We start from the raw sequence: 23,648 nt of genomic DNA, 5'->3' as shown, positions 1-23,648 counted from the left end.
CATGCACCCGCGCCCGCCACCCACCGCGACCGATCGGCACACCCCCATGACCCCACAGCTCAGCGCCCTTGACCTCACCAAGTCCTACGACGGCCGCCTCGTCCTGGACGCGGTCAGCTGCTCCGTTCCCGCCGGCGGCCGCCTCGGCATCGTCGGGGAGAACGGCTCCGGCAAGTCCACCCTGCTCCGCCTCTTCGCCGGGCTGGAGGTACCCGACCGCGGCGAGGTCTTCGCTCACGCCGACGGCGGGATCGGCCACCTCGCGCAGGAGGAACAGCTCCCCGCCCACCACACCGTGCAGCGGATCCTCGGCCGCGCCCTGAGCGAACTGCACGCCATGGAGCGGCGGATGCGCCTGCTCGAAGCAGCCATGGCCGACGGGATCGAGCACCTGCCGGGACAGGACGCGGACCGGCCCCCCGTCCTCGCGGAGTACGCCGACCTGCTCGCCGCGTACGAACTGCGCGGCGGCTACGACGCGGACGCCCGCGTCGAGCGCACCCTGAACGGCCTCGGCCTGGTGAAACTGGACCGGGACCGCGCGGTCGGCGCCCTCTCGGGCGGGGAACAGGTCCGCCTGCGCCTCGCCGCCCTGCTCGTGGCCGCTCCCGAGGTGCTCCTCCTCGACGAACCCACCAACCACCTCGACGACAACGCCCTGAACTGGCTCGAAGACCACCTGCGGGGCCGCGCCGGCACGACGGTCGCCGTCTCGCACGACCGCGTGTTCCTCGACCGGGTGACCACCGCGCTGTGGGAGGTGGACGGAGACCGCCACGTCGTCACCCGCTACGGCAACGGCTACGCCGGCTACCTGGCCGGCAGGACCGCCGAACGGCAGCGCCGGGCCGACGCCCACGCGGCCTGGCGCACGGAGGTGGCCCGGCTGCGCGAGACCGCTGCGGTCACGGCCCGCCGGGTGGCGCCCGGCCGGGCGATGAAGGACGGCAACAAGATGGCGTACGACCGTGCGGCGGGCCGGGTGCAGTCCTCGCTGGCCTCCCGGGTCCGCAACGCCCGGGAGCGCCTGGACCGGCTCCTCGCGCACCCGGTTCCCGCGCCGCCGCAGCCGCTGCGCTTCTCGCCCTCGCTGCGCAGCGGCGGTGCGCGGGGTCTGCTGCTGGAGGCGACCGGCGTCGAGGTGGCGGGGCGGCTGGCACCCGTCGGCCTGAGCCTCTCGGCAGGTGACCGCATCCTGGTCACGGGCGCGAACGGGGCCGGCAAGACCACCCTGTTGGACATCCTGGCCGGGGCGGTCGTCCCGGACCGGGGGCACGTCGTACGTCCCGGCGGGGTACGGACGGCGTACCTGCCGCAGCTGGCCGAGCCCGGTCCGGCCGGCCACAGCGCGCTCGCCGCGTTCGGGCGGCAGCGGGCGGGGAGCGCCGAGGACCACGCCGAACGGCTGCTGGGCCTGGGCCTGTTCGACCGGTCCTGCCTGGACGTGCGGATCGCGGACCTCTCCGCGGGGCAGCGGCAGCGGCTCGCGCTGGCCCGCATGGTCTGCGAACCGGCCGACGTGCTCCTGCTGGACGAACCGACCAACCACCTTTCCCCGGCGCTGGTCGAGGAGTTGGAGGCCGCCCTCGCCGGCTTCCCGGGAGCGGTCGTCCTCGTCAGCCACGACCGGATGCTGCGTGCCCGGTGGCGGGGCCGCCGGCTGGAGCTGCACCCGCATGCACACGTACACGCACACGCTCAGGCGGCCCCGCCGCCCGCATGACGCCCTCGTGTCCACGTCCCACTCCCTTTCCCTGAAAGAGGCACCGTGCCCGTACCTTCTCCGACGTCTCCCGAGTCCCCCGGGCGACGTGCGCTCACCACGTTCCCCGTCCCGGATCCGGCCTCGGGCCCGTACGCGCTCACCGTCGGCCCCGACGGCGCGCTGTGGTGCACCCTCGTCCATGCGGGCGCCGTCGCCCGGCTGGCTCCCGACGGACAACTCGCCACGTACGCCCTGGACTCGCCGTCCTGCGGCCCGTCGCTCATCACGGCTGGACCGGACGGCGCCCTCTGGTTCACCCGCACCCAGGACCACCGGATCGGCCGCATCACGACCGGCGGCGAGGCCTGCTCGTACGCCCTCCCCGGCTCCGGCGGCGGCCCGTACGGCATCACCGCGGGCCCCGACGGCGCCCTCTGGTTCACACAGCTGCACGCCGACCGGATCGGCCGGATCACCACGGACGGCGAGGTCCGGGAGTTCCCGCTGCCCGTGGCCGGCGCGTTCCCCTCCATGATCACGGCGGGGGAGGACGGCGCGCTGTGGTTCACCCTCAACCAGGCGCACGCGGTGGGGCGGATCACCACGGACGGGAACGTCACCCTGCATCCGCTGCCCACCGCACAGGCCGCCCCCGTGGGGATCTGCGCGGGCGCCGACGGGGCGCTGTGGTTCACCGAGATCGGGGCCGGGCGGATCGGCCGGATCACGCCCCTCGGTGAGGTCACCGAGTTTCCGCTCGCCGACGCGGCCTGCCGCCCCCACGCCATCACCGCCGGCCCGGACGGCCGCCTGTGGTTCACCGAGTGGGGCTCGGGCCGGATCGGCTGCATCACCCCGGCGGGCCGGGTCGACTCGTACCCGCTCGACCCGCCGGGGAGCGAGCCCCACGGCCTGGCCTTCGGCCCGGACGGCGCCCTGTACGTGGCACTGGAGCACGGCGCGATCACGCGGTTCGACGTCGGCCGGTCCGGGAACTGCTGACCGGACGCGTAAGCGGGCACGGACGCGGACGCGAGCACGGCCGTGCGTGCCGGGCGGATCTTAGACGAAGGGTGGGAGGTTTTCCGTCAAATCTCCCGTTCTCCCCACGCTTCCACGCACGCTCAGTAGCGTCAGCCTCACAAGTGGTCCGGTGTTCAGCGCAAGCGGGCGCCGGCCGTGAACGCGGAGATGAGGGAGCGGGCGCCGATGGCGAATGTGGAAGTCTCGTTGAAGGAGACGATGACCTCGATCGAGGGCACCCTGGGGGTTGCCCTGGTCGACTACACCAGCGGAATGGCACTGGGAACGCTCGGTGGCGGCAAGGACCTCGACCTGGCGGTCGCCGCGGCGGGAAACACCGATGTGATCCGGGCCAAGGTCCGCGCGATGGAAATGCTCGGCCTGGACGACGAGATCGAAGACCTGCTCATCACCCTCGGGAATCAGTACCACCTGATCCGGCTGCTGCGGGGCCGGGGAACCAACGGGCTGTTCCTGTACGTCGTGCTGAACAAGTCGAACTCCAATCTGGCCATGGCCCGGCACCAGCTCAAGCGCATCGAATCCGCTTTGGAGGTCTAGGCGCCGCTTCCTCGGGCCCACGCATGCCCACGAATTGAAGAACTCTTCAATCCGGCACATCCGAAATTGGTCAAGCAGGGGCGCGCGTGGGCCCGGCGGGCGGAATGATGGGTGCAGGGGGCGGGCAACTCACCGGCCCCGGACCGCATACACGGGTCGAAGCAACGGCGGGGAGCGTTCGTGGGCAAGCAGGTACCCCTGTACCAGGCGAAAGCCGAGTTCTTCCGCATGCTCGGACACCCCGTCAGGATCCGTGTTCTGGAACTCCTGCAGAACGGTCCGAGGCCCGTACGCGAACTCCTGGCCGAGATCGACATCGAGCCGTCCAACCTGTCCCAGCAACTGGCGGTCCTGCGCCGCTCCGGCATCGTCATATCCACGCGCGAGGGCGCGACCGTCAACTACGCCCTCGCCGGGGGCGACGTCGCCGAGCTCCTGCGCGCGGCCCGCCGAATCCTGACGGAGCTGCTGGCGGGCCAGAGCGAACTCCTCGCCGAACTGCGCCAAGTGGAACCCCGCACCGGTGCCGGCACCGGTCATGCGGGAACCGGTGCGGGGCCCGGACGCTGACCGCCCGAACGCCGCAGGGTCGGGCCGGTCGGCGGACGCGAACGGGGCGCGGGCTCGGGATACCGGCCGATCGGCCGGGCGGTGGCTAGCCTGGGCTGCATGAACCCCTCAGCCGAGCCCGACCCGGCCTCCGCATCGGCCCCCGACCGGTACACCGTCGTCCTGCGCCCGGGGCTCGCCGAGCCCGGTGATTCCGCCCGGCGCGGCGTGCTGCGCACCGCCGTGGTCGAGGCCACCGGTGACTTCGGGGCCTCCGGCTATCCGCGGTACGCGGGCGAAGGCGTACAGGCCGACATCGACCCCCTGACGCGTACCGTCGAAGCGGTGACGCTCGACGGCGCCGAGCTTCCGTACGGCTGGGTGGCCCAGCTGGCGGAAGGCTAGAACCGTCCGCGACCAGGGCGTTGTCAGTGCTCGCACCTATGTTCAGCAGTGTCCGCCGAATGGCGCGGAACTCGCCTTGCTGCATAGGAGATGGGTGCGTTGTCAGATTGGGAGAGGTCGAGCACGGCCCGGGTGGTGCCACCCGCGCGGCCGCGCAAACTCGCCAAGGTCCCGTTCGCCGAACTCGCCGACGGACGCCTGCAGGGCGTGGTGTCCAGCGGATCGGACATAGAGCGGGTCTACGTCTCGTCGGTCGCGACCGGTACCTACGCGTTCACCTGCAGCACCAACAACAACCGGCCCTGCGGAGGCGCGCGGGGCTCGTTCTGCAACCACATCCGGGCCCTGATCAACGAGGCGGTGCTCCAGTACGGAGCCCCGCGCGTCGCACGCTACCTGCACGCCCCGGCCGCCGACGGTGAGCCGACCGCGGCGGGCATCACCGCCGACATGGTCGGCGCCCGTCCTCCGCAGGGGGACACCGCGGCCGCCGCGCCCGTGTTCAGCCGGTTCCTGCGCCATCTGGCCTACCTGGAACTCGCGCCGACCACCGCACCGTTGCCCGAGATGCAGTGGTTCCCGCCGACCAGGGAGGTGGCGACGAGCGCCGGGGACCGCACCGACCCGCTCGCCTGGACCGTCGCCGGGCAGGGCGAAGCCCTGGCCGCCGTCGACGCCTTCGACGAGGTCCTCGTCGCCGGCCTCCTGCGCCCCCGGCCGGCCCAGGCCGCCGCTCTCTCCGGGTTCGCCGACGCCCTCGCGGGAAGCCCGCTGGCCGCCAGGGTCGCCGAAGCCGCCGAGAAGACGGCGGCCGGAGCCGCGGGCGAAGACCACTTCGTGGCCCTGGCCGCCGCCCGTACCGCACTGCTCGGCTCCGTCCACGATGCGCTGACGACCCGCGTCGAGGAGGTGACCGGCCGGCCCCGCGTCGAGGAGAGCGTCCCGGCCCCCGGCGGACCGCAGGCGCCGAACCTGCTCGCCGCCGCCCGCTCCTGGCTCTGCGACCTCGCCCGCACCGGCTGGCAGGGCATCGACCACGAGCTGGTCTCCGCGTCGGCGCCGGTCGTCTCCGCGATGCTTCCCGACCCGGCGCTGCGCCGCCCGGCGACGCTCCTCGACGGGTTCGCCGCCGAACTGGCCGCCTCCTGCCCGGGTGCCACCCTGGACCGTTTCCCCGTACGCCGCTGGGCCGACCTGTGGTCGCGTGCCCTGCTGCTGACGCTGCCCGGCGCCGCCGACGTACCCGTGACCGGGACGGCGACCGGCCGGCTCCTGCCGCTCGGCGTCGACCTGCACGAGCACGCGACCGCCGTACAGGCCCAGGTCCACGCGGTGTTCGAGCCCGCGGACGGGACCGCACCCCGGCTGGTGCGGGCCGGCGTCTCGGCGCCGAAGCCGGACACGATCGTCGGGGCCGGCCTGTGGCAGCTGCTCCGACCGCACATGTCGCTCCTGGCAGCGGCCGGCGAAGGCCGCTCGATGGACCTCGCCGACATGCCGGTCACCGCCGGGGGCGACCTGATCTGGAGCGACGCGTACGCCCGCCCGGGCGAGGCCGTCGACGCCTTCGCCACCGCCCGCGTGGCCCTGTCCGCCGCGAGCGCTCCGGCTACCGCGCCCCTGGAGCGGCACCCGGCGCGGATCGCGGCACCCGTCTTCCTGGAGGGCTACGCCACCCGTACGGACGATGAAGGTGCGCTCACATTGACCGTCGCAGGGGCCGATTTCGCCGTGGACGCGGACCGGATCCCGACCGCCGGACCCCTCACCCCGGAAGCCGTCGCCACGTCGAACGCGTGCATCGGCCTGCTCCGCTGGGACGCCGGGACCTTCACCGTCCAGCCGCTCGCCGTCGAAACCACCGTACGGAAGAAGGCGGTCGCGGTGCACGCCGGGGCATGGGCCGGGGGCACGGCCGACAAGGCCGGGGTGAAGGCCGAGAAGGCCGCCACCGACGCCGCGGCGGTGCTGCGCGAACGAGCCGGAAGGCTGCTGCGGAAATGACCGGACAGGAACAGGGAGCCGAGGCGCTTCCCGCCCCCGACGACAACCGCCGGCAGGTGCTGTACTGGCGGCTCCTCGCCCGGCTCTTCGATCCGCAGGAGCAGGCGGCACTGGAGTCCGCGAGCCTGGCCGTGGTCGAGGACCTCGGCCTGCCGACCGCGTTGCTGGACCCGCAGGCGTCCGTCGATTCGATCGTGCAGCGCCACCCGGAGCTGGCCGCCGAGTTCGACGGTCTGATGGCACCGCCGGAGCCCGGGCCGGACTCCGAGTCCGCGGCAGCCGGTGCCGGCGAGGGTGACAGCGACGGCGGACGTGATCGGGCCACCGAGGTACGGCGCGCGGCCCTCGTCTCGAAGGTGCTGCTCAACGTCTTCTCCTCCGGCTCCGGTACGGTCACGGCCGGGCAGCTGTCCCGCTGGCAGTCCGACGCGGGCTGGCTGGAGCGTTCGCTCGGCTGCAAGCCCGGCGAGCTGCGCGGCGCCCGGGCCGGGGGGATCGGCCCGGAACTCGGCGCCATCGAGGCCGACCTGGTCAAGCGGATGCACCTGCGCGAGGTACTGGCCGACCCGGTGCTCGCCGCTCGGCTGACCCCGAGCATGTCGCTGATCGAGCAGCTGCTGCGCGACAAGAACAACCTGTCCGGCGTGGCCCTGGCCAATGCGAAGGCCCTGATCCGCCGCTTCGTCGACGAGGTCTCCGAGGTGTTGCGCACCCAGGTGGAGAAGGCCACGGTCGGCGCCCTGGACCGCTCGGTCCCGCCCAAGCGGGTGTTCCGCAACCTAGACCTCGACCGGACGATCTGGAAGAACCTCACCAACTGGAGCCCGGAGGAGGAGCGGCTCTACGTGGACCGCCTCTACTACCGGCACACCGCGCGCAAGACGACCCCGCAGCGGCTGATCGTGGTCGTCGACCAGTCGGGATCGATGGTCGACTCGATGGTCAACTGCACCATCCTGGCCTCGATCTTCGCCGGACTGCCGAAGGTGGACGTCCACCTCATCGCGTACGACACCCAGGCGCTCGACCTCACCCCGTGGGTGCACGACCCCTTCGAAACCCTGCTGCGCACCAACCTCGGCGGAGGCACCGACGGCACCGTCGCGATGGCGCTGGCCCAGCCGAAGATCGCCGAGCCGCGCAACACCGTCGTGGTGTGGATCTCGGACTTCTACGAATGGCAGACCGAGCCGCTGTTCGAGAGCATGGCCGCCATCCACCGCTCGGGCGCCAAGTTCATCCCGGTCGGCTCGGTGACCAGCTCCGGCCGAGGCAGCGTCAATCCGTGGTTCCGGGAGCGCTTCAAGGACCTCGGCACGCCGGTGCTCTCCGGCCACATCCGCAAGCTCGTCCACGAGCTCAAGACGTTCCTCGCCTGACACCTCCAATCTTGCGAATTCCGAGAAAGGCCCTGACATGTCCGACCTGTTGCGCGCCCCCGCCGAGATCAAGTACGCCGAGGAGCTGGCCTGGCTGGAGTCCGTCGACGACGGCCCCAAGCCCTTCTCCTGGCGCCTCTCCCCGAAGATGGTCCGCCTGTTCATCCTGGGGTCCGAGCGCTCCGACGGCCTCGACCGGGAGATCTCCCAGAAGTGGTACGGCGACCGCAGCTTCGTCGAGCGTTCCATCGTCACCCTGGCCTCCGACCGCGGCCTGCTGCTGATCGGAGATCCCGGCACAGGCAAGAGCTGGCTGGCCGAACTGCTGTCCGCGGCGATCTGCCGCAACTCCACGCTGGTGGTGCAGGGTACGGCCGGCACCACCGAGGACCACATCAAGTACTCCTGGAACGTGTCCATGGTGATCGCCAAGGGCCAGTCGCGGGAGTCGATGATCCCTTCGCCGATCATGACCGCGATGGAGACCGGCGCGATCGGGCGCTTCGAGGAGCTGACCCGCTCCACCAGTGACGTCCAGGACGCCCTGATCTCGATCCTGTCGGAAAAGTACATCTCGGTCCCCGAACTGGACAGCGAGAACATCGTCTTCGCCAAGCCCGGCTTCTCCGTCATCGCGACGGCCAACAGCCGCGACCGCGGCGTCAACGACCTGTCCTCCGCGCTCAAGCGCCGCTTCAACTTCGTCCGCATCCCCGTGGTGACGAACAAGAAGAGCGAGGAGGAGATCGTCCGCTTCCGCACCGAGGAACTGCTGCGCCGGCACCACATCGAGCTGGACGTGCCGCCGACCCTGCTCGACGTACTGATCCAGAGCTTCACCGATCTGCGCGCCTCGGCGGCCGCGGCCGGCAGTGACGACGAGAAGCTGGAGTCGGCGCTGTCGACCGCCGAGCAGATCGGCGTGCTCGAGGACGCGATCCTGCACAGCAACTTCTTCGGCGAGCGCACCCTGACGGCCCACACGCTGGCCTCCTCGCTCGTCGGATCGCTGGCGCGGCGCGAGCCGGAGGACCTGGCCATCCTCAACAAGTACCTGCACGGAGTCGTCGAGCCGCGCAGCAAGGAAGAGGGCGGCTCCTGGCCGGAGTTCCTGGAGGGCGGCCGCGACGCGATCGCCACCCTGTCATGAGCACCGCGCAGGAGACCTCAGTACAGGAGAGCCCCGTACAGCACGGCACGACCTTCGACGCGCTGCGCACGCAGCTCCAGGAAGCCGCCACCGCCTTCGCCGACGGACCCGACGCGCTGGAGGGGATCCTCCTCGGCATCGTCGACGACGTCGACCGCGCCGTACGCGAGCCGCTGGAGGTCTTCCCCGTCTGCCACCACTCGCCGGCCTCGGCCGTCGCGATGGCGCGCCGACTGCGGGAGAAGCAGCCCAAGGTCGTCTACCTGGAGCTCTGCGAGGACATGGCCCCGCTCCTGACCGAGCTGCGCAACTGCCGGCTCCCGGTGGCGGTGCAGGCGTTCGCGAGCGAGGTCGACGGCTTCCCGGCCGAATGGGCCCCGCTGTCGGTGGTCGCACCGATCACGGAGGCCTCGGCCGAGTACCAGGCCATCGCCTACGCGCTGGACACGCCGGGCGTCGAGCTCGTCCTGGTCGACCGCTCCTCGGACCACGTCTTCCAGTGGCAGGCGGACGACGCCGCGGCGCGGTCGGCCGGGGAGCCGGCCGACCCGGACACGCCCCCGACGGCCGAGCCGCGCTTCGCCGAACTGGAGGAGCACCTGCTGCACCACGGCCGGGTGCGGCACTGGTCGGAGTGGTGGCACCAGTACGTCGAACTGCCCCTCGGCGACAGCGACCACGACACGTACCGGCAGGTCATGCTGCTGATCGGCAGCCTGTTCCGGCGGCTGGCGCCGGGGGACCCGGCACGGGTGCGCGTGGACGAGGACCGCGAGCGCTACATGTGGACCAGGATGCGCGAGCACCTCGCCGCGTCCGGCACCGATCCCGCCGACTGCCTGTACGTCTGCGGTGCGTTCCACGCGGCCAGCCGCGTCGCCGAGTTCGGTGTCCACGGCGCCGACACGTTCGAGATCAGCGCGCCGAGCGCGAGTACGTGGCAGTACGGCCTCATCCCGTCCAGTCACGCGGCGATCGAGGCGCAGTTCGGCCTCGCGGCCGGCTCCGTGTCGATCGCGGCCACGCAGTGGGCGAAGAACCTCAAGCGGACGCGGATACGGCCGTTCCGGCTCGCGGGGCAGGCGGGCACGAAGAAGGCGGCCAAGCCGCGGAAGGCGGCTCCCACCCCGGCGGCGCCGGAGCCGGCTTCCGATTCGGCCGCCGACATGCTCTCCGGGTTCCTGCGGCGTCCGCCCGTACTCGACCGGCTGGACGAGGCCGAACTGCTCGGCTGGTCGGTGGAGATCGTGCGCGCCGCGCGCCGGGCCGGCTACCTCGCCTCCACCGCCGACGCGATCGCCGTCTTCGAGACGTCGATCCTGCTGGCCGGCATGCGCGACCGGGCCAAGCCCACACCGTACGACTTCCAGGACGCGGCGATCACCTGCATCGAGAAGGACACGGTGCCGGGCCGGCGCGACGTGCGCCGCCTCGTCGAGATCATGATGGGCGGCGACCGGATCGGCCAGGTCGGCTACGACGCGCTGCCGCCGCTGGCGCGCGACGTACACGACCGGCTCGCACCGCTGGGTCTGCGGCTCCAGCAGCGCGGTGTGCAGCGGGCCTTGCTGGACATGGCCTCCCGCCCCGAACTGGAGAAGTGCTCCGACGTCCTGTGGATGCTGCGCCACCTGATGCCGCAGGGCACGGCGCGGCCGATCATGGGCGAGCGGCGGCTCGGGGAGCGGCCCATCCAGGAGTCCTGGGACCTCGCGCTGGGCACGCACCAACGGGCGCTGATCGAGCTCGGTTACGAGGGCGTCAGCATCGAGCAGGTCCTGGAGCAGCGCCTGCGGCGCACCGCGTACGGACCGCAGGCGACGACGGCGACGGTGCTCCAGGCCGTGGAGGACGCGACGCTGTACCTGCGCAGCCGCCGCCTCGCCGACGAACTGGGCACGCGCGCCCTGGAGATCCTGGCGACCGAGCGCAGCGTCGACGGCGCGCCGGAAGTACTGCGGCGGGTGCGGAGGCTGCTGGCCTACTACCGGACCGGCGAACCGGTGCTGCCCGCGTGGATCGAGTCGTTCGCCAAGACGGGCTACGCGCACTACTGCACCCTGCTGCCGACGGCGTTCACCGACGAGGACGCGACCGTCCGGCAGGTCGCCGCCATGCTGGGCTTCCTGTTCAGCATGGAGGGCCTGGCCCTGTCGCTCGGCTGCGACCGGACCCAGCTGGAACTGGCCTTCGCGCAGTCGCATCCGCAGGAGCCGGCCAAGGTGGCGCTGCTGTGGGCGGCCCGGGTGCACCTCGGGCAGCTCTCCCGTACGGAGCTGCGCGCGCGGTGCGACGAACTGCTGGGCAACCCCCTCGTCGTGCCCGCCTATCCGCGCTACCTCAGCGGATTCCTGCACGCGCTGGAGCCGGTGCCGCAGCTGGCCGACTTCGTCGTGGAGGCGGTGTCGAACGCCTTCGCGCGGCTCCCGGATCCGGTGCTGCTGCCCTGGCTGCCGACCCTGATCACCACGCTGCGGTCCGACGGCGCCGAACTGGCTCCGCTGCTGATCCGCGAGGCCGGGCGGATCTTCCCCGGTCGGCTGGCGGCGCTGGACACGTGGGTGCCGCCGTGGCTGGACCAGCCGGCAGTGGCAGCCGTGCTGCCCGCCCGCGGCAGAGCCGCCGCGCTGCTGACCGCCCACCCGCAGACCTGCGACGCGGTCGCCGACCTGCTGGGCTGCGGGGGCACGTGGACCGCACCGGCTCCGGCGCGGGCGGGCGCGGCCCTGGTCACGCGCCATCCGGACACCGCCCAGGCCCTGGAGGCGCTGTTGGCCGCCCGTCAGCGGTAGTCGTCGGGGTGGCCCTGCATCCAGGTGTTGATCTTGTCGCGGGTGCCGATCAGCGTGGTCTGGTGCTTCTTCAGGTTCTCGAAGGAACGGTCCCCGGCGAGCTCCGCGTCGAGCTTCTTGATCAGGGCGATGGGCTCGGGGAAGTGGCCGGGGCCCTTGGGGTCGGCCTTCATCGCCGCGTCCATGCGGTGCAGTTCGTCGTAGACCCGGCCGAGGAAGTAGGCACAGTTGCCCGGGGTGCACGATTCGCCCAGGGTGGCCTGGAGTCCCGCGAAGGCGTCCCGGACCAGGCTCACCGGCTCGGAGTGCTGCGGCGAAGGCGTACGGGACTGCGCCGGGGGCGATGCGGGCGCGGAGGCGTCGGGCGCCGTGGAGCCCGCAGCGCTCGGGGTTGCCGCTGCGCTCGGGGTGGCCGCGGGCGCGGACGAAGCGGCGGGCGGTGCGCTCTCCTTCGGGCTCGTGCTGCAGGAGACGCTGAGCGCCGCCAGGGCTGCGGCGAGGACCGCGGTACCCCGCAGCGTCGACATCGATATGGATCTGGGCATGGGCATGGACATGGCTTCCCCCGTGATCGTTGAGTCGGCTGACTCTACTGGGTGGCGGGCGGTGACCGCGGTGACGCTGCGGTGATCCGCCGGCCCGGCAGGCGCGCGGCGCACGTGCGGGTGGCGGGTGGTGCTGGTGGAATGGCCTCTTCGGCTGCCGGGGCCGGGGAGGTGTTCTTGTCGGAGCATGACGGGAGGTCCGCCGGGCCACCGGGGGAGTACGAGGCGCTGCGCGCGCGGCTGCGCGCGATGGAGGCCGCGGCCGAGGAGATCGGGACGAGACTCGACGAGAGCGCCACGTGCGAGGAGCTGGCCGGCTTCCTGTTCCGCAACCTGTGCGACGCCGTGGCGGTGGACCTGCGGGCCGAGGACGGCACGCTGAGCCGGGTCGCGGTGGCCGGGGCCGTCGGGCTGCTGACCGCGCAGACCGACGAGTCGCCCTCCGTACGCGCCATGGACGGCGGGCACCCCCTCGCCGAGTGGGTGGTGGTCTCCGGCGGCACCCGGGTGCACCTCGTGTCGGTGCCGCTGCTGGCCCGGAACCGGGTCCACGGCGCGGTGCTGGCCGTACGGGCCCACGGCGGCTTCAGCGACCACGAGGCGGCGACGGTCCACTTCACGGCCCGGCTGGCGGCGGTGCACCTGGGCCACGCCCGGGAGCTGGCCGCCACCGAGGACACGGCACTGAACCTGCAGCGGGCGCTGGTGTCGGAGCCGGGCCGCCCGCACCCCAATCTGGAGATGGCCAGCCGGTACCTGCCGGTCGGCTCCCGGGCCCTGGTGGGCGGGGACTGGTTCGAGACGGTCCGGCTGCACTTCGGCCGCACCCTGCTGGTGGTCGGGGACGTGATGGGCCACGGGCTCGACGCCGCGGTCGACATGAACGCCTACCGCTCCACGCTGCGCGACGTGGCCTCCACGGATCTCGCCCCCCACCGGGTGCTGCGGCAGCTGGACGCGCTGGTGGCCGAGGACCCGGCCCGCCGGCCGGCGACCTGCCTGCTCGTACGGGTCGACCCCTCGCGCGGGGTCGCGGACTTCGCGAGCGCCGGCCACCTGCCGCCGGCGATCTTCGGGGCGGACAGCACGGCGGTCCTGGTCGACGTACCGGTGGGTCCGCCGCTGGGCACCGGGGTGGGCGGCTACGAGGGCGTGACCCGACGGATCACCACCGAGGAGACCCTGGTGATGTTCACCGACGGGCTGGTGGAGCGGCGCGGCGAGGACATCGACGCCTCGCTGGCCCGCCTGGCCGGGCTGCGGCTGCCGGTGGGGGAGACGGTGGAGGAGATGGTGGACGCGGTGGTGGCGGCCCTGGACGCCCGCCACGCCGAGGACGACGTAGCCGTACTGGCCGCCCGCATCCGCCCCCGCAGGCCTTAGGCCCCCGGTTGGGCCCCGCGCAGCCACCCCGCAGAGGTGGCGTCAGGGGGGCGTCAAGGATGGGGGGTTGGGCGGAAGGGGGGCGTCAAGGTGGGCTGGTGGCGGGGGGTTCGGCGGGCAGGATGCTCTCGCGGCGGTAGCGCGAGACGGGTTCGCGGGCGACCGGGCGGCGGCTGAGCGGCCAGTGACCTGACACTGCCGGGATGACGCCCTCCGGACCGGACCGTGGGGGCCGGAAGCGACGGAACGCGCTCCCGTTCGTCGCCGCCGCACGACACAAGGGCCGCTCGGCCCGCAGCCCCAGGGGGGTGCTGCGGCCGGGCGGCCTACGTGGTCCGGCGGGCGAGCTGGGCTTCCAGGCCGTCCAGGATGGCCTCGATGCCGAACTCGAACTTCCGGCGCGTCGTCTCGGCGGGGTCGGCCACCGCCTGTTCCTCCAGGCGGGCGCGCAGCCGGGGGTACCGGGACGCGATCCCGGTCGCCCAGGTCACCACGTCCTGCACCGGACCGTCACCCTCCGCGCCCCTGCCCGGCCGGATCTGCGCCTTCGCCATCGCCGCCGTCACCGCCTCGTCGATGGCCGAGCCCGCCACGAACGTGTAGGCGGTGTTCACGGCCCAGTCGAGGTCCCACCCCGTGAACCCGGCCGCCTCGTACACCGCGTAGCTGTGGTCCTGGAACCGGGCCATCCCGTCCCCGTACACGAAGTGCGTGCTGATGGCGTTGATGAGCCAGGGGTGCCGCGCGGCCAGCGCGTGCGCGTCGAACGCCAGGGCCCGCGCCGCGGCGCGCCAGCCGGCCGTAGCGGGGTCCAGTGGTTCGATCTCGCCCCACACCCGGTCCGCGGCGAGGACGACGAGGTTCTCCTTGTTGCCCACGTGCCAGTACATGGCGGTGGGCGCCGAGCCCAGTCGCCCGCCGAGGCGGCGCATGCTCAGGCCCTCGATGCCCTCGGCGTCGAGCAGCTCGATCGCGGCCCGGACGATCTGGTCACGGTTCAACGTCTCACGCGGCATGGCGTCAGCGTAGCTCAGTTCCCGCAACCTCTTGCACGCCGTGCAAGTCTTCTTTTACGGTGTGCAAGTCCAAGCAGTTGCACACCGTAAAAGTCGAGCGCGGAGGAACCGAACCGTGAACCACGAACCGCTGACCTCACTGCCCACCGAACGCCCCGCCGGCTGCCCCTTCGCCCCGCCCGCCGAGCTGACCGAGGTGCGCGAACAGCATCCCGTCCGCCGCATGGTCTACCCCGACGGCCACCAGGGCTGGCTGGCCACCGGCTACGGCCCCGTACGCGCCGTGCTGGCGGACCCCCGCTTCAGCTCCCGCTACGAGCTGATGCACTTCCCCTTCCCCGGCGGCCCCGAAGGCGCGCTGCCCCCGGCCCCCGTCGGCGACATGACCGGGATGGACGCCCCCGACCACACGCGCTACCGGCGGCTGCTCGCGGGCAAGTTCACGGCCCGCCGCATGAGCCTGCTGACCGAGCGGATCGAGCAGATCACCGCCGAGCACCTGGACGCCATGGAGCGGCAGGGCTCCGAAGTCGATCTGGTCCAGGCCTTCGCGCAGCCCATCCCCGCCCTGGTCATCTGCGAGCTGCTCGGCGTGCCCTACGCGGACCGCAAGACCTTCCACGACTTCACCGTGGCCCTGATGAGCATGGAGGCGAGCATGGAGGAACGGTTCGCCGCCATGGCCGGGCTGCAGGAGTACATGACGCAGCTCGTCCGGACCAAGCGGACGGCCCCGACCGACGACCTGCTCGGCGATCTGACCGAGAGCGACCTCACCGAGGAGGAACTCGCCGGCCTCGGTGGCTTCCTGCTCGGCGCCGGCCTCGACACCACCGCCAACATGCTGGCCCACGGCACCTTCGCCCTGCTCGGCCATCCGGACCAACTCGCCGCCCTGCGCGCCGATCCCGGCCTCGCCGACAGCGCCGTCGAAGAGCTGATGCGCTACCTCAGCGTCGCCCACACCATGGTCCGGGTGGCCCTGGAGGACGTCGAACTGGAGGGTCAGGTGATCAAGGCCGGCGAGAGCGTCACCCTCTCCGTCGAGGCCGCCAACCGCGACCCGCTCCGCTTCGCCGACCCCGACGCCCTCGACGTCCGCCGCAAGGCCATCGGGCAGCTCGGCTTCGGCCACGGCATCCACCAGTGCCTCGGCGCCCAACTCGCCCGCGTCGAGATGCGCGTGGCCCTGCCCGCGCTCCTCGCACGCTTCCCGCGGCTGCGCCTCGCCGTGCCCGCCGAGGACGTGCCCCTGCGGACCGGCATGAACATCTACGGCGTGCACCGCCTCCCGGTCACCCTTACGTGACCGCCGACGCCGGCAGCTCCGCCGCGGCCGGCGGGGTGTCCCCGGCCGTCGGCAGCGTGAGCACCATGGTGAGCCCGCCGCCCGGGGTGTCCTCCGCGGTCAGCGTGCCGCCGATCGCCTCCGTGAAACCGCGGGCGACCGCGAGCCCGAGACCGACCCCCGCGCCGCGCGGGGCGTCCCCGTGCCGCTGGAAGGGTTCGAAGATCCGGTCCTTGGCCTCGTCGGGAACACCCGGCCCGCGGTCCACGACCCGCAGCTCGACCCGGTCGAGCAGCGAACTGGCGGACACGTGGACGGGCTGGCCGTCCGGGCTGTACTTGACCGCGTTCTCCACGACGTTGGCCACGACCCGTTCGAGCAGTCCGCGGTCGACGGCGACCATCGGGAGGGTCTCCGGGATGTCCAGCTCGACACTGTCGTCGGGTACGCCGCCCAGCGCCATCGGGACGACCTCGTCGAGGTCGGTCTCCCGGATCAGCGGAACGACGGAGCCCGTGTTCAGGCGGGACATGTCCAGGAGATTGCCGATCAGCGCGGCGAGCCGGTCGGCGCCCTCCTCGATGCCCTCCAGCAGCTCGCCCTTGTCCTCCTCGGACCACTCGACGTCATCGGAACGGAGCGAGGTGACGGACGCCTTGATCCCGGCGAGCGGGGTGCGCAGATCGTGGCTGACGGCCGCCAGCAGGGCCGTACGGATCCGGTTCCCCTCGGCGAGTTCGCGGGCCCTGCCCGCTTCGTCGACCAGGCGCTGACGGTCGAGTACGACGGCCGCCTGCGCCGCGAAGGCACCGAGGACGCGGCGGTCCTCCGCCGGCAGTACCCGCCCGGACAGGGCCAGGGACATGTTCTCCCCGATCGGCATGTCCACGTCGGCGTCCTCGGGACGGCTGACCGGATCGGTGCCGACGGAAGCGGCCGTCGTCCACGGCTCGACCTCGTCGGCGCGTTCCAGCAGGGCCACGGACCGCATGGAGAACGTCTCGCGCAGCCGCTCCAGCAGGGCCGTCAGAGAGTCCTCGCCGCGCAGGATGCTTCCGGCCAGGAAGGACAGGATCTCGGACTCGGCGCGCAGCCGGGCCGCCTGATGGGTGCGGCGCGCGGCCAGGTCGACGACGGAGGCCACCGACACGGCCACGCCGACGAAGATCGAGATGGCGACGATGTTGCGCGGATCGGAGATCGTGAGCTGGTACAGCGGTGGCGTGAAGAAGTAGTTCAGCAGCAGGGAGCCGAACGCGGCCGACGCGAGGGCCGGGAGCAGCCCGCCGAGCAGCGCGGCGGCCACGGTGAACGTCAGGAAGAGCAGCATGTCGTTCGCGAGCCCGAGCTCGGGTACGACCTCGTGCAGCAGCAGCGTCAGCAGCGCCGGGCCGACGACGCCGGTCAGCCAGCCCCAGATGAGGCGCGAGCGGCCCAGCCGGGCGCCGCGCGCGACCGGCAGGCTGCGCCGCCCCCGGGCCGCGGCGTCGTGAGTGACCAGGTGGACGTCGAGGTCGGGGCCCGACTCCACGGCCACCGTGGCACTGACTCCCGGCCCGAACACGTACTGCCAGGGCCGGCGGCGGCTGACGCCCAGCACGATCTGCGTGGCGTTGACGCCCCGCGCGAACTCCAGCAGGGCGTGCGCGACATCGTCGCCTATGACGTGGTGGAAGGTCCCGCCCAGGTCCTCCACCAGCGTGCGCTGGGCGGCCAGTTCCTTCGGGGAGGCCGAGGAGAGGCCGTCGCTGGCCGCGATGTAGACGGCGAGGACCTCGCCCCCGGCGCCCTTCTCCGCGAGCCGGGCGGCGCGCCGGATCAGGGTGCGCCCCTCCGGCCCGCCGGTGAGGCCCACGACGATCCGCTCGCGGGCCTGCCAGGTGGAGCGGATGTTGTGCTCGCCCCGGTACTCCTGGAGGTACTCGTCCACCCGGTCGGCGACCCACAGCAGCGCCAGCTCGCGCAGGGCGGTGAGGTTTCCGGGCCGGAAGTAGTTCGACAGCGCGGCGTCGACGCGGTCGGGCTTGTAGATGTTCCCGTGAGCCATCCGCCGGCGCAGGGCCTGCGGGGACATGTCGACGAGCTCGATCTGGTCCGCGCGCCGGACGACCTCGTCGGGAACGGTCTCGCGCTGCCGGACGCCGGTGATCGCCTCCACCACGTCGCCGAGCGACTCCAGGTGCTGGATGTTGACCGTGGTGACGACGTCGATGCCCGCCTGCAGCAGCTCCTCGACGTCCTGCCAGCGCTTCGCGTTGCGCGAGCCGGGGACGTTGGTGTGCGCGAGCTCGTCCACGAGCGCGACCGCGGGCCTGCGCGCCAGCAGGGCGTCCACGTCCATCTCCGTGAAGGTGCTGTCGCGGTACGCGATCTCCCGTCGCGGAGTCATGTCCAGGCCGTGCAGCATCACCTCCGTACGCGGCCGGCTGTGGTGCTCGACGAAGCCGACGACGCAGTCGGTGCCGCGCTCGATCCTGCGGTGTGCCTCGGACAGCATGGCGTACGTCTTGCCGACGCCCGGTGCCGAGCCGAGGTAGATCCGGAGCTTTCCGCGTCTCATCTGGTGCCGACTTCTCGTTCCACTCGGTGTGCTGTGCCGTGTCTGTCTGACTGTCAGGGTTCGAAGCGGTAGCCCATGCCCGGCTCGGTGATCAGGTACCGGGGGTGCGAGGGGTCCGCCTCCAGTTTGCGCCGCAACTGGGCCATGTACACGCGCAGGTAGTTGGTGTGCTCGGCGTACGTAGGCCCCCACACCTCCAGCAACAGCCTGCGCTGGGAGACGAGATGACCGGGATGGGCGATCAGCAGCTCCAGCAGATGCCACTCGGTGGGCGTCAGACGGACCGTGCGTTCGCCGCGCACCACCTTCCGGGCCGCGAGGTCGACGGTGAACTCGTCGGTCGTGATCCCGGCGGGGCCGGCGGGGGAGGCGGGGTCCTCCTGCCGCCGGGTGGCGGCCCGCAGCCGGGCCAGCAACTCGTCCATGCTGAACGGTTTGGTCACGTAGTCGTCCGCGCCGGCGTCCAGGGCGCGGATCTTCTCCTCGGAGGTGTGGCGCGCGGACAGTACGAGGATCGGCACCCGGCTCCAGCCGCGGACGCTCTTGATCACGTCCACGCCGTCCATGTCCGGCAGGCCGAGGTCCAGGAGGATGACGTCCGGTTTGCGGTCGGCGGCGAGCCGGATGGCCGCGCGGCCGTCACCGGCCTGCGCCACCTCGAACTTGCGCGCCTGGAGATTGATCTTCAAGGCGCGTACGAGCTGCGGATCGTCCTCCACCACGAGCACCCGGGTCATGGGGTGTACAGCCTTTCTTCGTTGCGGGCGGATAAGGAACCGGTGGGGCGCGGAGCTTCCGCGCCCCACCGGATTCCCGTCCGAGTGAGCAGGACGGCCATCAGCTCTTGGTCAGTGCCTTGAGCGCGGTGTTCAGCTCCAGGACGTTGACGCGGGGCTCGCCCATGAAGCCGAGGGTGCGGCCGGTGGTGTTGTCCTTCACCAGCTTCTCGACCTGCTTGACGTCGAGGCCGTTCCGGTCCGCGACCCGGTGGACCTGGATCTTCGCGTACTCCGGGGAGATGTTCGGGTCGAGGCCGGAGCCGGAGGAGGTGACGGCGTCGGCCGGTACGTCCGAGGGCTTGACCTGGTACGTCGCCGTGGAGTTGTCCGCGATCACGGCGTCCTTGGCGTCGGTGACCAGCTTGACCAGATCCGGGTTGTCGCCCGCCTTGTTGGTGGCGCCGGACAGGATCAGGGAGTACTGCTGGTTGACGCTGTTGGAGCCGAGGCCGTTGGAGGGGCGCGGCTGGAACCACTTCAGGTCCGGCTTGGCGGCCTCCTCGGGGTCATCAGGGTTCTGCTTCGGCAGGTTGTAGGTCTGGCCGATGAGGGACGATCCGACGATCTGCCCGCTCTTGTCCTTGATCTCGGAACCGTTCGCCTTGTCGCCGAAGGCGACCTGGGCGATGCCGGTGACGGCGAGCGGGTAGAGCACGCCGCAGATGACGGTCAGGACGAGGAGGGCGCGCAGTCCGGCGCCGAGCAGGCGGGCGGTGTTGCCTACGGAGTTGTTCATGGCAGATCAACCGATTCCGGGGATGAGGGTGATGAGCATGTCGATGATCTTGATGCCGATGAACGGGGCGACCAGGCCGCCAAGTCCGTAGATCCCCAGATTGCGGCGGAGCATCTTGTCGGCGCTGGTGGGCTTGTACTGCACGCCCTTCAGGGCGAGCGGCACCAGCGCGATGATGATCAGCGCGTTGAAGATGACCGCGGACAGGATCGCCGAGTTCGGCGAGTGCAGGCCCATGACGTTGAGCTTGTCGAGGCCCGGGTAGACCACGGCGAACATGGCCGGGATGATCGCGAAGTACTTCGCGACGTCGTTGGCGATGGAGAACGTGGTGAGGGCGCCCCGGGTGATGAGGAGCTGCTTGCCGATCTCGACGATCTCGATGAGCTTGGTGGGGTTGGAGTCCAGGTCCACCATGTTCCCGGCCTCCTTCGCGGCCGAGGTGCCCGTGTTCATCGCCACGCCGACGTCCGCCTGGGCGAGGGCCGGCGCGTCGTTCGTACCGTCACCGGTCATCGCGACCAGCTTGCCGCCGGCCTGCTCCCGCTTGATGAGGGCCATCTTGTCCTCGGGGGTGGCCTCCGCGAGGAAGTCGTCCACACCCGCCTCTTCGGCGATGGCCTTCGCGGTCAGCGGGTTGTCGCCCGTGATCATGACCGTCTTGATGCCCATGCGGCGCAGTTCGTCGAACCGCTCGCGCATGCCCTCCTTGACGACGTCCTTGAGGTGGATGACACCGAGGATCCGGGCACCCTTCTCGTCCTCGACCGCCACGAGGAGCGGGGTGCCGCCGGCCTCGGAGATCCGGTTGGCGAGGAGGTCCGCGTCGTCGGCGACCCGGCCGCCCTGCTCCGTCACCCATGCGATGACCGAACCGGCGGCGCCCTTGCGGGTCTTCCTGCCGTCGACGTCCACACCCGACATACGGGTCTGGGCGGTGAAGGCGATCCACTCGGCCTGGGCGAGCTCGCCCTGGTGGCGCTCGCGCAGCCCGTACTTCTCCTTCGCGAGGACCACGATCGAGCGGCCCTCGGGGGTCTCGTCGGCCAGAGACGACAGCTGGGCGGCGTCGGCCAGTTCGGCCTCCGTCGTGCCCTTGACCGGGACGAACTCGGCGGCCTGGCGGTTGCCGAGGGTGATCGTGCCCGTCTTGTCGAGCAGCAGGGTCGACACGTCACCGGCGGCCTCGACCGCACGGCCCGACATGGCCAGGACGTTGCGCTGGACCAGCCGGTCCATACCGGCGATGCCGATGGCCGAGAGCAGCGCGCCGATGGTGGTGGGGATCAGGCAGACCAGGAGCGCGGTGAGCACGATCATCGACTGCTTGGCGTCCGCGTAGATCGCGAAGGGCTGGAGGGTGACGACGGCCAGCAGGAAGACGATGGTCAGAGAGGCGAGAAGGATGTTGAGCGCGATCTCGTTGGGCGTCTTCTGCCGGGCCGCGCCTTCGACGAGCGCGATCATGCGGTCGATGAAGGTCTCGCCGGGCTTCGTCGTGATCTTGACGACGATCCGGTCCGAGAGGACCTTCGTACCGCCGGTCACCGCACTGCGGTCACCGCCCGACTCGCGGATGACGGGGGCCGATTCACCGGTGATGGCCGATTCGTCGACCGAGGCGACGCCCTCCACGACGTCACCGTCGCCGGGGATGATGTCGCCGGCCTCGCAGACCACGAGGTCGCCGATACGGAGCTCCGTGCCCGGGACCTGCTCCTCGCCGGAGTCGGTCAGACGGCGGGCGACGGTGTCCGTCTTCGCCTTGCGCAGGGTGTCGGCCTGGGCCTTGCCGCGGCCCTCGGCCACGGCCTCCGCGAGGTTGGCGAAGATGGTGGTCAGCCACAGCCAGGCGGTGATCGCCCAGCCGAACCAGTCCGTCGGGTCCAGACACGCCAGGACGGTGGTGACCACCGAGCCCACGAGGACCACGAACATGACCGGCGACTTGACCATGACGCGCGGGTCGAGCTTCTTCACCGCGTCGGGGAAGGACTTGAGCAGCGCCTTGGGGTCGAACAGACCGCCGCCGACGCGCCCCGCCGGGGCCTTGTGTCCGGTGGGCAGGTCTTCGTGCGGAGCACGGGTGGGGGTGATGGTGCTCATGATGCGAGCCCTTCGGCGAGCGGACCCAGCGCGAGGGCGGGGAAGTAGGTCAGACCGGTGATGATGAGGATCGTGCCGACGAGCAGGCCGGTGTAGAGCGGCTTGTCGGTGCGCAGGGTGCCCGCCGTCTCCGGTACGGGCTGCTGCTCGGCGAGCGAGCCGGCCAGTGCGAGGACGAACACCATCGGCAGGAAGCGGCCCAGCAGCATCGCGATGCCGATGGTGCTGTTGAACCACTGCGTGTCGGCGTTCAGGCCCGCGAACGCGGAGCCGTTGTTGTTGGCGCCGGAGGTGTAGGCGTAGAGGACCTCGGAGAAGCCGTGCGCGCCGGAGTTCAGCATGGAGTGGGGCGGGGTGGGCAGGGCCATGGCGGCGGCGGTGAAGCAGAGGACCAGAGCGGGGGTGATGAGGATGTAGCAGGCGGCGAGCTTGATCTCGCGGGTGCTGATCTTCTTGCCCAGGTATTCGGGGGTGCGGCCGACCATCAGGCCGGCGATGAACACGGCGATGATCGCCATGATCAGCATGCCGTAGAGGCCGGAGCCGACGCCGCCGGGCGCGATCTCGCCGAGCTGCATGCCCAGCAGCTGGATGCCGCCGCCGAGCCCGGTGAAGGAGGAGTGGAAGGAGTTGACCGCGCCGGTCGAGGTCAGCGTGGTGGAGACGGAGAAGATGGCGGAGGCGCCGATGCCGAAGCGGGTCTCCTTGCCCTCCATCGCCCCGCCGGCGATGTCGAAGGCCGGGCCGTGGTGGGCGAATTCGGTCCACATCATCAGCACGACGAAGCCGAGCCAGATGGTGGCCATGGTCGCAAGGATCGCGTAGCCCTGGCGCAGGCTTCCGACCATGCGGCCGAAGGTACGGGTCAGCGCGAACGGGATGACCAGGATGAGGAAGATCTCGAAGAGGTTCGAGAACGGGGTGGGGTTCTCGAACGGGTGCGAGGAGTTGGCGTTGAAGTAACCGCCGCCGTTCGTCCCGAGCTCCTTGATGACCTCCTGCGAGGCCACCGCCCCGCCGTTCCACTGCTGAGAGCCGCCCAGGAACTGGCCGACCTCGTGGATCCCGGCGAAGTTCTGGATGACACCGCACGCGACGAGGATGACCGCGCCGATCACCGAGATGGGCAGCAGGATGCGGAAGACACCGCGGACGAGGTCGGACCAGAAGTTGCCGAGCTCACCGGTGCGGGAGCGGGCGAAGCCCCGTACGAGGGCCACGGCGACGGCCATGCCGACCGCGGCCGAGACGAAGTTCTGCACCGCGAGGCCGCCGGTCTGCACGACGTGGCCCATGGCCTGCTCGCCGTAGTACGACTGCCAGTTCGTGTTCGACACGAACGAGGCGGCGGTGTTGAAGGCCTGGTCGGGGTCGATCGCGGAGAAGCCGAGCGAGCCGGGCAGGATGCCCTGGGCCCGCTGGAGGGCGTAGAGGAAGAGGACGCTCACTGCGGAGAAGGCCAGGACGCCGCGCAGGTACGCGGGCCAGCGCATCTCGGCCGAGGGGTTGGCGCCGATGGCCTTGTAGATCCACTTCTCCGGCTTGTAGTGCTTCTCGGAGGAGTAGACGCGGGCCATGTAGTCGCCGAGCGGACGGTATGCGAGGGCGAGCGCGGCGACGAGCGCGAGCAGCTGCAGCACACCAGCGGTTACGGGGCTCATATCGGT

Annotated in this window: 17 protein-coding genes and 2 pseudogenes; 12 read left to right on the top strand and 7 right to left on the bottom strand. The window is 71.5% G+C overall.

Annotated elements, in window-relative coordinates; genetic code table 11:
• Positions 1-46: 46 nt before the first annotated feature.
• From abc-f to OG509_RS04270, 10 genes and pseudogenes are all read left to right on the top strand, one after another.
• Positions 47-1,723: a ribosomal protection-like ABC-F family protein gene (abc-f, locus tag OG509_RS04315; protein ID WP_406180248.1), complete on the top strand. Its 1,677-nt coding sequence runs from the start codon at positions 47-49 to the stop codon at positions 1,721-1,723.
• A gap of 45 nt (positions 1,724-1,768) precedes the next feature.
• Positions 1,769-2,707, top strand: a complete 939-nt coding sequence (locus tag OG509_RS04310; protein WP_406180246.1) for a virginiamycin B lyase — start codon at positions 1,769-1,771, stop codon at positions 2,705-2,707.
• Positions 2,708-2,914: 207 nt separating this feature from the next.
• The gene (locus OG509_RS04305) at positions 2,915-3,289 is read left to right on the top strand and encodes a hypothetical protein (protein ID WP_406180244.1); all 375 of its coding nucleotides are present in this window, start codon (positions 2,915-2,917) and stop codon (positions 3,287-3,289) included.
• Positions 3,290-3,469: 180 nt separating this feature from the next.
• Entirely contained in the window at positions 3,470-3,859 is a 390-nt protein-coding gene (locus OG509_RS04300; RefSeq protein ID WP_406180242.1) for an ArsR/SmtB family transcription factor, read from the top strand.
• Between the two features lie 99 nt (positions 3,860-3,958).
• Entirely contained in the window at positions 3,959-4,243 is a 285-nt protein-coding gene (locus OG509_RS04295; protein WP_387292899.1) for a hypothetical protein, read from the top strand.
• Between the two features lie 90 nt (positions 4,244-4,333).
• Positions 4,334-4,843, top strand: a pseudogene (locus OG509_RS04290) (hypothetical protein); the annotation flags it as partial.
• 45 nt (positions 4,844-4,888) lie between these two features.
• A pseudogene (locus OG509_RS04285) lies at positions 4,889-6,247 on the top strand (hypothetical protein); the annotation flags it as partial.
• On the top strand, positions 6,244-7,626 hold the full coding sequence (locus tag OG509_RS04280) for a VWA domain-containing protein (protein WP_406180240.1): 1,383 nt from the start codon (positions 6,244-6,246) through the stop codon (positions 7,624-7,626). The pseudogene OG509_RS04285 and the gene OG509_RS04280, both read left to right, overlap by 4 nt.
• A gap of 37 nt (positions 7,627-7,663) precedes the next feature.
• Positions 7,664-8,776, top strand: coding sequence for an AAA family ATPase (locus OG509_RS04275; RefSeq protein ID WP_406180238.1), 1,113 nt, complete (start codon positions 7,664-7,666; stop codon positions 8,774-8,776).
• The gene (locus tag OG509_RS04270) at positions 8,773-11,568 is read left to right on the top strand and encodes a hypothetical protein (RefSeq protein ID WP_406180236.1); all 2,796 of its coding nucleotides are present in this window, start codon (positions 8,773-8,775) and stop codon (positions 11,566-11,568) included. Before OG509_RS04275 ends, OG509_RS04270 begins: the two co-directional genes overlap by 4 nt.
• On the opposite strand, the gene OG509_RS04265 is transcribed toward OG509_RS04270, so the two are convergent.
• Positions 11,559-12,119, bottom strand: coding sequence for a hypothetical protein (locus OG509_RS04265; protein WP_406180234.1), 561 nt, complete (start codon positions 12,117-12,119; stop codon positions 11,559-11,561). The genes OG509_RS04270 and OG509_RS04265 overlap by 10 nt on opposite strands.
• A gap of 165 nt (positions 12,120-12,284) precedes the next feature.
• Between OG509_RS04265 and OG509_RS04260 the strand changes: the two genes are divergently transcribed.
• Positions 12,285-13,496, top strand: coding sequence for a PP2C family protein-serine/threonine phosphatase (locus OG509_RS04260; protein ID WP_406187456.1), 1,212 nt, complete (start codon positions 12,285-12,287; stop codon positions 13,494-13,496).
• 326 nt (positions 13,497-13,822) lie between these two features.
• Here OG509_RS04260 and OG509_RS04255 read toward each other — a convergent pair whose 3' ends face one another.
• On the bottom strand, positions 13,823-14,512 hold the full coding sequence (locus tag OG509_RS04255) for a TetR/AcrR family transcriptional regulator C-terminal domain-containing protein (protein ID WP_406180233.1): 690 nt from the start codon (positions 14,510-14,512) through the stop codon (positions 13,823-13,825).
• Between the two features lie 115 nt (positions 14,513-14,627).
• On the opposite strand from OG509_RS04255, the gene OG509_RS04250 reads away from it, so the two are divergent.
• Positions 14,628-15,821: a cytochrome P450 gene (locus tag OG509_RS04250; RefSeq protein ID WP_406180231.1), complete on the top strand. Its 1,194-nt coding sequence runs from the start codon at positions 14,628-14,630 to the stop codon at positions 15,819-15,821.
• Here OG509_RS04250 and OG509_RS04245 read toward each other — a convergent pair.
• The 5 genes from OG509_RS04245 to kdpA all read right to left on the bottom strand — a co-directional run bounded on the left by OG509_RS04245 (position 15,814) and on the right by kdpA (position 23,642).
• On the bottom strand, positions 15,814-18,360 hold the full coding sequence (locus OG509_RS04245) for an ATP-binding protein (protein ID WP_406180230.1): 2,547 nt from the start codon (positions 18,358-18,360) through the stop codon (positions 15,814-15,816). The genes OG509_RS04250 and OG509_RS04245 overlap by 8 nt on opposite strands.
• A gap of 53 nt (positions 18,361-18,413) precedes the next feature.
• Positions 18,414-19,097: a response regulator gene (locus OG509_RS04240; protein WP_406180228.1), complete on the bottom strand. Its 684-nt coding sequence runs from the start codon at positions 19,095-19,097 to the stop codon at positions 18,414-18,416.
• Positions 19,098-19,197: 100 nt separating this feature from the next.
• Positions 19,198-19,875 carry a potassium-transporting ATPase subunit C gene (locus OG509_RS04235; protein WP_406180226.1) on the bottom strand — a complete coding sequence of 226 codons (678 nt, stop codon included), beginning with the start codon at positions 19,873-19,875 and terminating at the stop codon, positions 19,198-19,200.
• 6 nt (positions 19,876-19,881) lie between these two features.
• Positions 19,882-21,981, bottom strand: coding sequence for a potassium-transporting ATPase subunit KdpB (gene kdpB / locus OG509_RS04230; protein ID WP_406180224.1), 2,100 nt, complete (start codon positions 21,979-21,981; stop codon positions 19,882-19,884).
• A complete protein-coding gene (gene kdpA, locus OG509_RS04225) occupies positions 21,978-23,642 on the bottom strand; it encodes a potassium-transporting ATPase subunit KdpA (RefSeq protein WP_406180222.1) in 1,665 nt (554 codons plus the stop codon). The genes kdpB and kdpA overlap by 4 nt, the downstream gene beginning before the upstream one ends.
• Between the last annotated feature and the right edge of the window lie 6 nt (positions 23,643-23,648).

Source organism: Streptomyces sp. NBC_01006, assembly GCF_045162725.1.
In the GTDB taxonomy this organism is placed as follows: domain Bacteria; phylum Actinomycetota; class Actinomycetes; order Streptomycetales; family Streptomycetaceae; genus Streptomyces.
This window is presented reverse-complemented; position numbering and strand designations above follow the sequence as displayed.

What these genes read in the sequence shown, in the direction of transcription:
- abc-f (WP_406180248.1), top strand. Translation starts at nt 47, where the DNA reads ATGACCCCACAGCTCAGCGCCCTTGACCTCACCAAGTCCTACGACGGC.
- OG509_RS04305 (WP_406180244.1), top strand. Translation starts at nt 2,915, where the DNA reads ATGGCGAATGTGGAAGTCTCGTTGAAGGAGACGATGACCTCGATCGAG.
- OG509_RS04295 (WP_387292899.1), top strand. Translation starts at nt 3,959, where the DNA reads ATGAACCCCTCAGCCGAGCCCGACCCGGCCTCCGCATCGGCCCCCGAC.
- OG509_RS04280 (WP_406180240.1), top strand. Translation starts at nt 6,244, where the DNA reads ATGACCGGACAGGAACAGGGAGCCGAGGCGCTTCCCGCCCCCGACGAC.
- OG509_RS04275 (WP_406180238.1), top strand. Translation starts at nt 7,664, where the DNA reads ATGTCCGACCTGTTGCGCGCCCCCGCCGAGATCAAGTACGCCGAGGAG.
- OG509_RS04270 (WP_406180236.1), top strand. Translation starts at nt 8,773, where the DNA reads ATGAGCACCGCGCAGGAGACCTCAGTACAGGAGAGCCCCGTACAGCAC.
- OG509_RS04265 (WP_406180234.1), bottom strand. Translation starts at nt 12,119, where the DNA reads ATGCCCATGCCCAGATCCATATCGATGTCGACGCTGCGGGGTACCGCG.
- OG509_RS04255 (WP_406180233.1), bottom strand. Translation starts at nt 14,512, where the DNA reads ATGCCGCGTGAGACGTTGAACCGTGACCAGATCGTCCGGGCCGCGATC.
- OG509_RS04245 (WP_406180230.1), bottom strand. Translation starts at nt 18,360, where the DNA reads ATGAGACGCGGAAAGCTCCGGATCTACCTCGGCTCGGCACCGGGCGTC.
- OG509_RS04240 (WP_406180228.1), bottom strand. Translation starts at nt 19,097, where the DNA reads ATGACCCGGGTGCTCGTGGTGGAGGACGATCCGCAGCTCGTACGCGCC.
- OG509_RS04235 (WP_406180226.1), bottom strand. Translation starts at nt 19,875, where the DNA reads ATGAACAACTCCGTAGGCAACACCGCCCGCCTGCTCGGCGCCGGACTG.
- kdpB (WP_406180224.1), bottom strand. Translation starts at nt 21,981, where the DNA reads ATGAGCACCATCACCCCCACCCGTGCTCCGCACGAAGACCTGCCCACC.
- kdpA (WP_406180222.1), bottom strand. Translation starts at nt 23,642, where the DNA reads ATGAGCCCCGTAACCGCTGGTGTGCTGCAGCTGCTCGCGCTCGTCGCC.